Source organism: Streptomyces sp. NPDC046308, assembly GCF_055588065.1.
In genome coordinates, this window is record NZ_JBVJFB010000006.1 from 102,573 (window position 1) to 115,012 (window position 12,440).

General features: G+C 71.6%; 12 protein-coding genes. 6 read left to right on the forward strand and 6 right to left on the reverse strand.

Annotation, left to right across the window (positions count from 1 at the left end; genetic code table 11):
* The first annotated feature begins 100 nt into the window (after positions 1-100).
* From ACZ6JT_RS23935 to pth, 3 genes are all read left to right on the forward strand, one after another.
* Positions 101-1,078 carry a ribose-phosphate diphosphokinase gene (locus tag ACZ6JT_RS23935; protein WP_030723354.1) on the forward strand — a complete coding sequence of 326 codons (978 nt, stop codon included), beginning with the start codon at positions 101-103 and terminating at the stop codon, positions 1,076-1,078.
* 190 nt (positions 1,079-1,268) lie between these two features.
* Entirely contained in the window at positions 1,269-1,853 is a 585-nt protein-coding gene (locus ACZ6JT_RS23940; RefSeq protein WP_469212700.1) for a 50S ribosomal protein L25/general stress protein Ctc, read from the forward strand.
* Between the two features lie 99 nt (positions 1,854-1,952).
* Entirely contained in the window at positions 1,953-2,543 is a 591-nt protein-coding gene (gene pth / locus ACZ6JT_RS23945) for an aminoacyl-tRNA hydrolase (RefSeq protein WP_469212701.1), read from the forward strand.
* 63 nt (positions 2,544-2,606) lie between these two features.
* On the opposite strand, the gene ppc is transcribed toward pth, so the two are convergent.
* Positions 2,607-5,369, reverse strand: a complete 2,763-nt coding sequence (gene ppc / locus ACZ6JT_RS23950; RefSeq protein WP_469212704.1) for a phosphoenolpyruvate carboxylase — start codon at positions 5,367-5,369, stop codon at positions 2,607-2,609.
* Between the two features lie 353 nt (positions 5,370-5,722).
* On the opposite strand from ppc, the gene ACZ6JT_RS23955 reads away from it, so the two are divergent.
* Together ACZ6JT_RS23955 and ACZ6JT_RS23960 are read left to right on the forward strand one after the other, a co-directional pair.
* Positions 5,723-6,703, forward strand: a complete 981-nt coding sequence (locus tag ACZ6JT_RS23955) for an acyl-CoA desaturase (protein ID WP_469212705.1) — start codon at positions 5,723-5,725, stop codon at positions 6,701-6,703.
* Positions 6,700-7,374, forward strand: a complete 675-nt coding sequence (locus ACZ6JT_RS23960; protein ID WP_469212707.1) for a TetR family transcriptional regulator — start codon at positions 6,700-6,702, stop codon at positions 7,372-7,374. The genes ACZ6JT_RS23955 and ACZ6JT_RS23960 overlap by 4 nt, the downstream gene beginning before the upstream one ends.
* Before the next feature lie 73 nt (positions 7,375-7,447).
* Here the strand turns inward: ACZ6JT_RS23960 and ACZ6JT_RS23965 are convergent, their stop codons facing one another.
* Positions 7,448-7,840 carry a VOC family protein gene (locus ACZ6JT_RS23965; protein WP_365484567.1) on the reverse strand — a complete coding sequence of 131 codons (393 nt, stop codon included), beginning with the start codon at positions 7,838-7,840 and terminating at the stop codon, positions 7,448-7,450.
* 2 nt (positions 7,841-7,842) lie between these two features.
* A complete protein-coding gene (locus ACZ6JT_RS23970) occupies positions 7,843-8,700 on the reverse strand; it encodes a trans-aconitate 2-methyltransferase (RefSeq protein ID WP_469212709.1) in 858 nt (285 codons plus the stop codon).
* A 161-nt stretch (positions 8,701-8,861) separates the two neighbouring features.
* Here ACZ6JT_RS23970 and ACZ6JT_RS23975 point away from each other — a divergent pair, with 161 nt between their 5' ends.
* Positions 8,862-9,359: a MarR family winged helix-turn-helix transcriptional regulator gene (locus ACZ6JT_RS23975; RefSeq protein ID WP_215017422.1), complete on the forward strand. Its 498-nt coding sequence runs from the start codon at positions 8,862-8,864 to the stop codon at positions 9,357-9,359.
* Here ACZ6JT_RS23975 and ACZ6JT_RS23980 read toward each other — a convergent pair.
* The 3 genes from ACZ6JT_RS23980 to ACZ6JT_RS23990 form a co-directional block, all read right to left on the reverse strand.
* Positions 9,318-10,085, reverse strand: a complete 768-nt coding sequence (locus ACZ6JT_RS23980) for a LuxR C-terminal-related transcriptional regulator (protein ID WP_469212710.1) — start codon at positions 10,083-10,085, stop codon at positions 9,318-9,320. The two genes, ACZ6JT_RS23975 and ACZ6JT_RS23980, sit on opposite strands and share 42 nt — an antisense overlap.
* A gap of 478 nt (positions 10,086-10,563) precedes the next feature.
* A complete protein-coding gene (gene galE / locus ACZ6JT_RS23985; RefSeq protein WP_362855936.1) occupies positions 10,564-11,523 on the reverse strand; it encodes a UDP-glucose 4-epimerase GalE in 960 nt (319 codons plus the stop codon).
* A gap of 47 nt (positions 11,524-11,570) precedes the next feature.
* A complete protein-coding gene (locus tag ACZ6JT_RS23990; protein ID WP_469213264.1) occupies positions 11,571-12,293 on the reverse strand; it encodes a response regulator transcription factor in 723 nt (240 codons plus the stop codon).
* Between the last annotated feature and the right edge of the window lie 147 nt (positions 12,294-12,440).

Here is a 12,440-nt window from a genome sequence, read left to right on the forward strand (position 1 = left end):
GGCGTACCGTGATAGGTGCACGCAATTCGGCTGGCTCACCGTGTGCGGGACGGACGCACATGGGGGCGAGCAGCTTCAACACGTCTGAGGAGACAGTGCTGTGACCGGGATCAAGACGACCGGCGAGAAGAAGCTGATGCTCTTCTCCGGCCGCGCCCACCCCGAGCTGGCCGAGGAGGTCGCGCACCAGCTGGGAGTCGGCCTCGTGCCGACCAAGGCTTTCGACTTCGCGAACGGTGAGATCTACGTTCGCTTCCAGGAGTCGGCTCGCGGCGCGGACTGCTTCCTGATCCAGAGCCACACGGCTCCGATCAACAAGTGGATCATGGAACAGCTGATCATGATCGACGCGCTGAAGCGCGCGTCGGCGCGCTCCATCACCGTGATCATCCCGTCCTACGGATACGCCCGCCAGGACAAGAAGCACAAGGGCCGCGAGCCGATCTCGGCCCGCCTGGTCGCCGACCTGCTGAAGACCTCGGGTGCGGACCGCATCCTCACGGTCGACCTGCACACGGACCAGATCCAGGGCTTCTTCGACGGCCCGGTGGACCACCTGTCGGCGCTGAACGTCCTCGCGGACTACGTGGGCGCCAAGGTGGACCGCACCAAGCTGACGATCGTCTCCCCGGACGCCGGCCGCGTGCGCGTCGCCGACCGCTGGTGCGACCGCCTGGACGCGCCGCTGGCCATCGTGCACAAGCGCCGCGACAAGGACGTCGCCAACCAGGTGACCGTCCACGAGGTCGTCGGTGAGGTCAAGGGCCGCGTCTGCGTCCTGGTCGACGACATGATCGACACCGGTGGCACCATCTGCGCCGCGGCCGACGCGCTGTTCGCGCACGGCGCCGAGGACGTCATCGTGACGGCCACGCACGGCATCCTGTCGGGCCCGGCGGCCGACCGCCTGAAGAACTCCAAGGTCAGCGAGTTCGTGTTCACGAACACCCTGCCGGACCCGTCCGACCTGGAGCTCGACAAGATCACGGTGCTGTCGATCGCCCCGATGATCGCCCGCGCGGTGCGCGAGGTCTTCGAGGACGGTTCGGTCACCAGCCTCTTCGAGGAGCAGCAGTAACAGCGGCAACCGCTCCGCGGTAGATCGTTTTGGGTACGGCCTCCCCTGCCGGGTACACTCCATGAGTTGCTCGGCGAGGGAGGCCGTACCTGTTTCCGGTACGGACGCTCCGTTATCGACGCGCTCTTCGTAGCAGGCCGTTCCGGCCGGGTGACCGTCGTCCTTTTCCGTCACCCCACGAGGAGTGAGCATGTCCGAGGTCAAGCTTTCCGCCAAGGTCCGCACCGAGTTCGGCAAGGGCTCTGCCCGCCAGGCCCGTCGTGACGCCCTGACCCCCGCCGTCATCTACGGCCACGGCACCGACCCGAAGCACGTCAACGTCGACGCCCACGCCCTGCAGCTGGCGCTCCGCACCCCGAACGTCCTGATCTCCCTGGACATCGCGGGCGAGGGCACCGAGCTGGTCATCCCGAAGGCCGTGCAGAAGCACCCGCTGAAGCGCTCGGTCTCCCACGTCGACTTCCTGATCGTCCAGAAGGGCGAGAAGGTCACCGTCGACGTCGCGATCGTCACCGAGGGCGAGCTGGCCGCCGGCGGCAACATGCTGGAGACCCTCCAGAACACGATCTCCGTCGAGGCCGAGGCCACCCACATCCCGACCGAGGTCACCGTCTCCATCGCGGGCCTCGAGGCCGGCGCGACCATCCACGCCAAGGACCTGGTCCTCCCGGCGGGCACCACCCTGGCCGTCGACGGCGACATCGCCGTCCTGCAGGTCGTGGCCCCGCAGGCCGAGGAGCCGGCCGCCGAGGCCGCCGAGGGCACCGAGGCCTGAGCCTCGCCTTCCCCCCTCAGCAGTTGCTGACCGACCGCCGTCCGGCTCCACTGGAGCGGGACGGCGGTCGTCTTCGTTCAAGGCCTTAAGGAGCTTTTGATGTCGGACGACGCGGCACCCTGGCTGATCGTCGGCCTCGGCAACCCCGGACCGGAGTACGCGGGCAACCGCCACAACATCGGCTTCATGGTGGCCGACCTGCTGGCGGAGCGGATCGGCGGGAAGTTCAAGGCGCACAAGGCCCGGGCCCAGGTGGTCGAGGGCCGCGTCGGCGCGCCGGGACCGGCGAACCGCCGGGTGGTGCTGGCGAAGCCGATGACGTACATGAACCTCTCCGGCGGCCCGGTGACGGCCCTGCGCGACTTCTACAAGGTGCCGCTGGAGCGGATCGTCGCCGTCCACGACGAGCTGGACATCGACTACCCGACGCTGCGCCTGAAGCTGGGCGGCGGGGACAACGGCCACAACGGTCTGAAGTCGATGACGAAGTCGATGGGCCCCGACTACCACCGGGTCCGCTGCGGCATCGGCCGGCCGCCGGGCCGGATGCAGGTCGCGGACTTCGTGCTGAAGGACTTCTCGTCCACGGAGCGCAAGGAGCTGGACTGGTTCGTGGACCGGGCCGCCGACTCGGTGGAGTGCCTGATCCAGGATGGCCTGGAGCGCGCGCAGTCCACGTACAACTCCTGACGGATACGACGGAGCCCCCGCACCGGCCGGTGCGGGGGCTCCGTCGTATCCGGCTCCGAGGGTTCAGCCGGTGTTGCGCAGGCCCGCGGCCACGCCGTTGACGGTGAGCAGCAGGGCGCGGGCGAGGAGCGGGTCGGCCTCCTCGCCGCGGGCGGCGGCCGCGCGCTGGCGGGCCAGGAGGGAGACCTGGAGGTAGGAGATCGGGTCCAGGTAGGCGTCGCGGACCGCGAAGGTCTGCTGGAGGACCGGGTTGGAGTCCAGGAGACGGCTGCCGCCGGTGATGCGCAGGACCTCGTTGACGGTGAGCTCGTGCTCGGCCTCGATGCGGGTGAAGACGTGCTTGAGGTGGTCGGGCACGAGGGTGTCGACGTAGTGGCGGGCGATCCGCAGGTCGGTCTTGGCCAGCGTCATCTCGACGTTGGACAGGAAGTTGCGGAAGAAGTGCCAGCGCTCGCCCATCTCGGTGAGGGCGTCCTGCCGGCCGGCCTCGCGCAGTGCCTTGAGGCCGGAGCCGACCCCGTACCAGCCGGGGACGATCTGGCGGGACTGGGTCCAGCCGAAGACCCACGGGATGGCGCGCAGGCCGTCGAGGCCGGCGCCGGAGTCGGGGCGGCGCGAGGGCCGCGAGCCCAGGTGGAGGTCGGCGAGCTGGTCGACGGGGGTCGCCGCGAAGAAGTACGACGGCAGGTCCGGGTCCTCGACGAGCGCGCGGTACGCGGCGTGGGCGGCGTCGGAGACGACGTCCATGGCCGCGTCCCAGCGGGCGAGGGCCTCGTCGGACTGGCGGGGCGCGGTGTGCAGGGCGGAGGCCTGCAGGGTCGCCGCGACGGTCAGTTCGAGGTTCTCGCGGGCCAGCGACGGGACGAGGTACTTGTCGGAGATGACCTCGCCCTGCTCGGTGACCTTGATCTCGCCCTCCAGGGTGCCCCAGGGCTGGGCGAGGATCGCGTCGTGCGAGGGGCCACCGCCGCGGCCGACGGTGCCTCCGCGGCCGTGGAAGAGGCGCAGGCGCACCCCGTAGCGGTGGGCCACGTCGCGCAGCCGCCGCTGGGCGCGGTGGATCTCCCACTGGCTGGTGGTGATGCCGCCGAACTTGCTGGAGTCGGAGTAGCCGAGCATGACCTCCTGGACGTCGCCGCGCAGGGAGACCAGGCGCCGGTAGGAGGGGTCGGCGAGCATCTCGTCGAGGATGACGTCGGCGGCGCGCAGCTCGTCGGTGGTCTCCAGGAGCGGGACGATGCCGATCTTGGCCCAGCCGCCGTGCAGGTCGATCAGGCCGGCCTCGCGGGCCAGTACCGCGGCCGCGAAGACGTCGTCGGCACCCTGGCACATCGAGATGATGTACGACTCGATGACCTCGGGGCCGAACTTCTCGAAGGCGTCCTTGATGGCGAGGAAGACACCGAGGGTCTTCTGCCCGGCCGCGTCGAGGGGCGCCGGGGTGGGGGCCAGCGGCCGGCGCGAGCGCAGCTCCTTGGCGAGGAGCTTCTGCCGGTAGTCGCGCGGCATGTCGGCGTAGCGCCAGGACTCCTCGCCGAGCCGGTCGAAGAGCTGGCCGAGCGCGTGGTGGTGGGCGTCGGCGTGCTCGCGTACGTCCATGGTGGCGAGCTGGAGGCCGAAGGCGGCCAGGGTGCGGATGGTGCGGTCCATGCGGCCGTCGGCGAAGAGGGCGCCGCGGTGCTCGCGCAGGGAGGTCTGGATGAGGGTGAGGTCGGTGAGCAGCTCGGCGGTGCCGAGGTAGTCGCGGCCTTCCTCGTGCGGGGTGCCCTTGGCGAGGCGCTCGCGGGTGTTGAGGAGCTTCTGCCGGATGCAGGTGGCCTTGAGGCGGTACGGCTCCTCGGCGTTCAGCCGCTTGTAGCGCGGGCTGATCTCGGGGAGGCGTTCCAGGTCGGCCTGGAGGGAGGCGAGGAGTTCCTCGGTGGCGCCGGTGTAACGGATGGAGTTGGACAGCAGGCCGCGCAGGAAGTCGATGAGTTCGAGTGCGTCGGTGATGCCGTGCTCGTGCTGGAGGATCAGCACGTCGCGGGTGACGTCGGGGGTGACGTTGGGGTTGCCGTCGCGGTCGCCGCCGATCCAGGTGCCGAAGGTCAGCGGGCGGGTGCCGGCGGGCAGCTCGACGCCGACGCGCTGGAGCTCGGCGGCGAGGTCCTCGAGGACGTCGCCGACGGCCCCGGCGTGCAGCTCGTCGAGGTAGTAGATCGCGTTGCGGGCCTCGTCGGCGGGCTCGGGGCGGACCACGCGCAGCTCGTCGGTCTGCCACACGAGGTCGATGTTCTCGGCGAGCCGCAGGTCGTGGCGGCGGCGGTCGCCGGCGCCGGTGACGGGCTCCTCCAGCAGCGCGGCGATGCGGCGCAGCTTGTTGAGGACGCTGCGGCGGGCCGCCTCGGTGGGGTGCGCGGTGAAGACCGGGCGGACGTTGAGGTTCTTGACCGTCTCGCGCAGGTGTTCGGGGTCGGCGTCCTTCAGCATGTCGGCGGTGCGGGCGAGGAGCCCGCCCTCGGCGGCACGGTGGGCGCGCAGTTCCTTGCCGCGGTGCACCTGCTCGGTGACGTTGGCGAGGTGGAAGTAGGTGGAGAAGGCGCGCACGAGCTTGGCGGCGGTCTCCAGATCGGTGTCGCCGAGCAGCTCGGCGGCGGCCTCGCCGTCCGTGCGGGTGAGGGCGCGCACCTTTTCGACGAGGTCGAGGAGTTCCCGGCCCTCCTGGCGTACGAGGGTCTCCCCGAGGAGGTCGCCCAGGCGGCGGATGTCCGCGCGCAGCTCCGCGTTGGCGGTGGCGGCCGGGGTGACGGGGGCCTGGCCCTGGGGGGCCTGGTCAGCACTGCTCACAGGTGCGGCTCCTTGCAGTGTTCGAGCGCTACTGGGCGGTGGGCTGCCGGCCGCGCGCTTCGATGCCCCGCGGACTCGGTCCGGGGGATCGTCGCTCCTGATGCGCAGCTCGGGCTGCCCGTGCGGACCGCGCTGTCCGACGGGACCAGGATAGGTGTCCCGCGCGTGTGTCCGGGCAGACGTCTCACAGGGCGGCGCGTGCCCCGTCCGCGGGCGCGTCTTTCGCCCCGCCGCGTTCCTCTCTCCTCTTGCCCCGGGATCCGCCTTTGCCATACTTACGATGCCGTAGGTTACGGGTCCGTAGGTCCGTGACCGGAGAGCCTGCCGACTTCTCTCACCCCCCAGGGGACACCATGACCACCAGTCCCGATCTGATCGAGGGTGCTTCGGCCCCCTCCGAGACAACTGCGCCGTCCGCGACCCTCGGCGGCGAGAACAAGCGGTCCATCGAGCAGATCGCTCTGCTGCTGTTCATCACCGTTCCCTTCGTGGCCCTGCTGGCCGCGGTCCCCCTGGCGTGGGGCTGGGGGGTGAGCTGGCTGGACGTGGGCCTGATGGTCTTCATGTACTTCCTGGCCTGCCACGGGATCACCATCGGTTTCCACCGCTACTTCACGCACGGTTCCTTCAAGGCGAAGCGGCCGCTGCGGATCGCCCTGGCCGTGATGGGTTCGATGGCGGTGGAGGGGCCGCTGGTGCGCTGGGTGGCGGACCACCGCAAGCACCACAAGTACTCGGATCACGAGGGCGACCCGCATTCGCCGTGGCGGTTCGGCGAGACGCTGCCGGCGCTGATGAAGGGCCTGTGGTGGGCGCACATCGGCTGGCTCTTCGACGAGGAGCAGACCGATCAGCAGAAGTACGCCCCCGACCTGATCAAGGACCCGGCGATCCGGCGGATCTCGCGTGACTTCATCTTCTGGACGATGCTGTCGCTGGCGATCCCGCCTCTGGTGGGCGGTCTGGTGACGATGTCCTGGTGGGGCGCGTTCACGGCGTTCTTCTGGGGCTCGCTGGTGCGGGTGGCGCTGCTGCACCACGTGACGTGGTCGATCAACTCGATCTGTCACGCGGTGGGCAAGCGGCCGTTCAAGTCGCGCGACCGCAGCGGCAACGTGTGGTGGCTGGCGGTGCTCTCCTGCGGGGAGTCCTGGCACAACCTGCACCACGCCGATCCGACCTCGGCGCGCCACGGTGTGCTGCGCGGCCAGGTCGACTCCAGCGCGCGGCTGATCCGCTGGTTCGAGCAGCTGGGCTGGGCCACGGACGTGCGCTGGCCGTCGGCCGCCCGCGTCGACGCCCGGCGCAGGGAAAGCGACGCGAAAGCGGCATGATGGGGGGCGTGGCGATCGACGGCGGTAATTCCAGCAGCGACAAGCCCCGGCGCGGCCGCCGGGTGCGGATGACGGGCGCGGAGCGGCGCCAGCAACTGCTGGACATCGGCCGGGCCCTGTTCGCGGAGAAGGGTTTCGAAGGCACGTCGGTGGAGGAGATCGCGGCGAAGGCCGGGGTGTCCAAGCCGGTGGTGTACGAGCACTTCGGGGGCAAGGAGGGGCTGTACGCGGTGGTCGTCGACCGGGAGATGCGCCAGCTGCTGGACGGGGTGACGGGGGCGTTGACGGCCGGGCACCCGCGGGAGCTGCTGGAGCAGGCGGCGTTCGCGCTGCTGGACTACATCGAGTCATACACGGACGGTTTCCGGATCCTGGTCCGGGACTCCCCGGTGGCGCAGTCCACCGGCACCTTCGCCTCGCTGATCAGTGACATCGCCACGCAGGTCGAGGACATCCTGGGCCTGGAGTTCAAGGCGCGGGGCTTTGATCCCAAGCTGGCGCCGCTGTACGCGCAGGCGCTGGTCGGGATGGTGGCGCTGACCGGGCAGTGGTGGCTGGACGTCCGCAAGCCGAGGAAGGCGGAGGTGGCCGCCCACCTCGTCAACCTGGCCTGGCACGGGCTGGACGGGCTGGAGTCGAAGCCGCAGCTGGTGGGCCGCCGCAAGAGCTGAGCGGGCCGGACCGTACGACGCGCCCCGCCACCGAGGACTCGGTGGCGGGGCGCCGTCGTCTCGTGCGGGCCGCTCAGCCGCACTCCTCCAGGGCCTGCGGTTCCAGGGCGTGCTCCTCGAGGAACTCGAGCCGGTTGCCGACGGGGTCCTCGGAGTAGAAGCGGCGGTGGCCGGGCAGGTCGTCGTCCCAGACGACCTTGGCACCGCGTTCCTCCAGTCTGTTCGCGTACGCCTCGATCCCGGTCACCCGCAGTCCGGGGTGGGCCTTGCGGGCGGGCCGGAAGTCCGCCTCGATGCCGAGGTGCAGCTGTACCGGCCCGGCGGCGAACCAGCAGCCCCCGCGCGCGGCGAGGACGGGCGGTTTGGGGATCTCGGTCATGCCGAGGACGTCGGTGTAGAAGGCGCGGAGCCGGTCCTCCGAGTCCGGCGGCGCGGCGAGTTGGACGTGGTCGACGGCGGTGAGCACGGTCAGGCCTCCTTGCGGGCGACGGCGAAGATCCGGCGGAACGGGAAGACGGTGCCGCGCGGCCCGGTCGGGTAGGCCACGCGCAGCCGGTCGCGGTATTCGGTGAGGAAGGCGTCCACGGCCTCGTGGTCCTCGCCGAGGGCGGTGAGGACGGGCCGCAGGGCGGTGCCCTTGACCCAGTCGAGAACGGGGTCGGGGCCGGGGAGCAGTTGGTGGTAGGTGGTCTCCCAGACGTCGGCGGCGCAGCCGAGCGCGGTGAACCGGGCAAGATATTCGGCGGGTTCGAGGAGATGGATGTAACGGGCGCCGTGGCCGGCGAGCCGGGCCCGCCATCGCGGGGTGTCGCACAGTTCGGCGAGCAGGGCGTGGCTGGGGGCGGTGAAGTTGCCGGGGATCTGGAAGGCGAAGGTGCCGCCGGGGCGCAGGCCGTTGATCCAGGCGCCGAAGGAGCCGGCGTGGCCGGGGACCCACTGCAGGGCGGCGTTGGAGACGATCAGGTCGTAGGGCTCCTCGGGGAGCCAGCCGGCGAGGTCGCCGTGGCGGAAGTCGAGGCTGCCGCCGCCGGTGGTGGGGCCGGCGTGCTCCTGGGTGGCGCGGTGGAGCATCTCCGGGGAGAGGTCGAAGCCGGTGATGCGGGCGGCGGGCCAGCGGTCGGCGAGGAGCGCGGTGACATTGCCGGGGCCGCAGCCGAGGTCGGCGATGCGGGCGGGCCGGTTGGGGAGCTCGGGTATGCGGGTGAGGAGGTCCAGGAAGGGCCGGGTGCGATGGCCTGCGTGCCGCAGGTACTGCTGGGGATCCCACGTGGGAGCCGAGGGCGCGGTGGACGTGGGGGTCCCCGAGTGCGCGGTATCGGAATACATGTTCGAGCCTCCCTGCTGGCGGGGCGGTCGGAAGCGGAATCTGTTCCGGCCCCCTCCATGCCCCATGCTCGCGCGATTTATATCTCGACGTCAAGATGCTTGTGGTCAAGATACTCGGTATGAAGAGACTTCACGTCGACAGACCCCTTACACTGATCGGCATGGAGGACGAGGTCGACCGACTGGTGGCGGCATGGCGGCGGGAGCGCCCTGACCTCGACGTGGAACCGCTCGAGGTACTGAGCCGCGTCAGCAGGCTCGCGCGCCACCTGGACCGCGCCCGCCGGCTGGCCTTCTCCGAGCACGGCCTGGAGCCCTGGGAGTTCGACGTCCTCACGTCCCTGCGCCGGGCCGGCGCGCCCTACCAGCTCTCCCCCGGCCAGCTCCTTACCCAGACCCTGGTCACCTCCGGCACCATGACCAACCGCATCGACCGGCTCGCCAAGAAGGGCCTCGTCGAGCGGCTCCCGGACCCCAGCGACCGCCGCGGGGTCCTGGTGCGGCTCACCCCCGAGGGCCGGGACCGTGCGGACCAGGCCCTCGCCGGGCTGCTGGCGCAGGAGCGGGCGATCCTGGCCCAGCTCTCGCGGAACCAGCGCGGTGATCTCGCCGGGCTGCTACGCCAGTTGACCGCTCCGTTCGACAACATCCCCGGCTAGGTCGGCCGGTCGTACGCCGGCCCGCCGGGCCAGCGCCACCGCCGCCAGCGTGGAGTGCACGCCGAGCTTGCCCAGCACGTTCTGCATGTGCGTGCGGACGGTGTGCGGGGACAGGAACAGGCGCGCGGCCACGTCCTTGCGCCCCAGCCCCGCCACCATGCAGCGCAGCACCTCGTGTTCGCGCGGGGTGAGCGACTCCACGAGCCGTTCGCTGTCCGTGCGGTGCTTGCGCGCCGCGGTCAACTCGCGGAGCACTCCGGTCAGCAGCGCGGGCGCCAGATGGGTCTCCTCGCGCAGCACCCCGCGGATGACGGCCAGCAACCGCGAGAGCGAGCAGTCCTTCGCCACCCAGCCCGAGGCCCCGGCCTGCAGCGCCTGCGCGGCCCGGCGGGGGTCGTCGCGCTCGGCGAGCACGACCGTACGGACCCCGGGGTGGGCCACCCGCACCCCGGCGACCAGCGCGATCCCGTCCGCGCCCGGCGGCGGTGGACCCGAGCCCGGCTCCCGCGGGGCGGGCAGGGCCCCGGCGACCGCGCCGAGGTCGGCGTCGACCAGCAGGACGTCGAAGCGGCGGCCCTCGGCCACCGCGCGTTCGAGGCAACGCAGGGCGGCGGGGCCGCTGCCGGCCGCGGACACGTCCACGTCCGACTCGGCCGCGAGCGCGGCTGCGAGCGATTCGGCGAAGATGCGGTGATCGTCGACGACGAGAACCCGGATACGAACCACAAAACCCCCAAGGGTCGGGGAACGGACGACGGCGGGTACGGCGCCCGGACCGGGTGATCCGCAGCTGCCCCGGCCGCCGCCGTGACACCTCTGCACTACCCGGACCGGACGTCGTACCCGACTTGTCTCGACCCCTGAATCAACACCGGCCCCCACCGGTGTCACGCATCAGCGTAGAGCCGGGTGCCGCTCGCGGTTGGCCGAATAGCAGAAGTTTTCCCAGCGATTTTCCGGCGCAGGCGTTCTGAACCGCCTGCGCAGTGGCTTGAAATCACCCCTACCACCGGTCCGGATGGAGCTTCCGTACCGGCGCGTGCCACGGGCAGTTGCACGGTGGGCCATTCACCCGGCGTGTGCACGCTGGGCGCCCGCGCACAGCGCCCGGCGGCCGCGCACGGCCCCCACGCACGCGCCCCCCGCACCTGGCAGGGTGCGGGGGGCGCGCAGGACAGCGGTGTTCCGGGGGGATACCCGTGGGTCAGGCGGTGTGCGTGCGCGCGAAGTTCCACGCGTCCGTGATGATGCCGGTCAGGTCCGAGCGGCTCGGGGTCCAGCCGAGGCGCTCGTGCGCCGTGCGGGCGGAGGCGACCAGCATCGCGGGGTCGCCGGCCCGGCGGGGGGCGACGACCTCGGGGATCTCCCGGCCGGTGACCTTGCGGACCGTCTCGACCACCTCGCGGACCGAGAACCCGCTGCCGTTGCCCAGGTTGCAGATCAGGTGCTCCCCTTCGGCGGCGACCCGCAGGGCGGCCAGGTGGGCCTCCGCCAGGTCGGCGACGTGGATGTAGTCGCGCACGCAGGTGCCGTCCGGGGTCGGGTAGTCCTCACCGAACACCGAGATCGACTCGCGCTCGCCCAGCGCGACCTGGAGGACCAGCGGGATCAGGTGCGTCTCGGGCGTGTGCCGCTCGCCGAACTCCCCGTAGGCCCCGGCCACGTTGAAGTAGCGCAGCGACACCGCGGCCAGGCCGTGCGCCACGCACTCCCCCGCGATCATGTGGTCGACGGCCAGCTTCGAGGCGCCGTACGGGTTGGTCGGCGCGGTCACCGAGGCCTCGGTGAGCAGGCCCTCCGTCGGCTCCCCGTAGGTCGCGGCGGTGGAGGAGAACACCAGCTTGCGCACGCCCGCCTCGCGCATCGCGCCGAGCAGGGCGAGCGTGCCGCCGACGTTGTTCTCCCAGTACTTGCCCGGGTTCACCACGGACTCGCCGACCTGCGAGGAGGCCGCGAAGTGCAGCACCGCCTCGTAGGAGGAGTCCAGGTGGCGGGCGGCGTCCTGGATGCGGCCCTCGATGAAGGCGGCGCCCGCCGGGACGCCGACGCGGAAGCCGGTGCTGAGGTCGTCGAGGACGGTGACCTCGTGGCCGGCCTCCAGGAGGTGCGCCGCGACCACGCTGCCGACGTATCCGGCGCCACCGGTTACCAGGTACTTGCTCACTCGCCTACTGCCTCTCGCGGGGGAGCACGCGCGGGAGGCTGCGCGTGCTAGGACACTGGCTTACCCGATTCGACGCCCGCGGGGAAATCGGCGGCGGACGGCCGCACCGGCAGCGCCCGGTCCAGCAGGCCGGTACGGGCGGCCAGCGCGGCCGCCTCCAGCCGCGATCCCACGCCCAGTTTCATCAGCACCCGCTGCACGTGCGTACGGGCGGTGCTCGGCGCGATCTCCATGCCCGCGGCGATCAGCCGGGTGTCCTCGCCCTCGGCGACCCGCACCAGCACCTCCACCTCGCGCGGGGTGAGCAGCCGCAGCAGCCGGCTGCCCTCGTCGTCGGGCTGGGCGGCCGGGTTCAGGAGCTCCGCGAAGGCTCCCTGCAACAGCTGCGGCGCGATCGCCACCTCGCCCGCCCGCGCCTTGGCCAGCGCACGCTCCACGCCCTCGATGCGCTCGTCGTGGCGTACGTACCCGCAGGCGCCGGCGGCGAAGGCGGCGGCGATCCCGCGCGGGCTCGGCACCGGACCGAGGACGACGACGGCGATCTGCGGGCGCTCCCGCTTGATGCGGACCACGGGCTCGAAGACCCCGGCCTCGGCGGGACTCGCCGTCCCGAACAGGCAGACCTCGGGGGCGCGCCCGATGACCAGCTCGGCTGCGCCCGCGGCCGGGGCCGCGGCCGCCAGGACCCGGTGGCCGCGCAGTTTCAGGGCCGAGGCCAGCGCCTCGGCCAGCAACCGGTGCTCGTCGACCACCACGACCCGTACGCCCATTGCGGAACCCACCCCCCACCCTTCTGACCCGGCAAGCTACACGCTTGTTCGACGGTGCGCCGGGGTTACCGCGCAGAAGCCCCCGGAAGGCGGACCTTCCGGGGGCTTGCGGCGGCTCGCGCGGCTCGCGGCGTGCGGGCGTGCGGG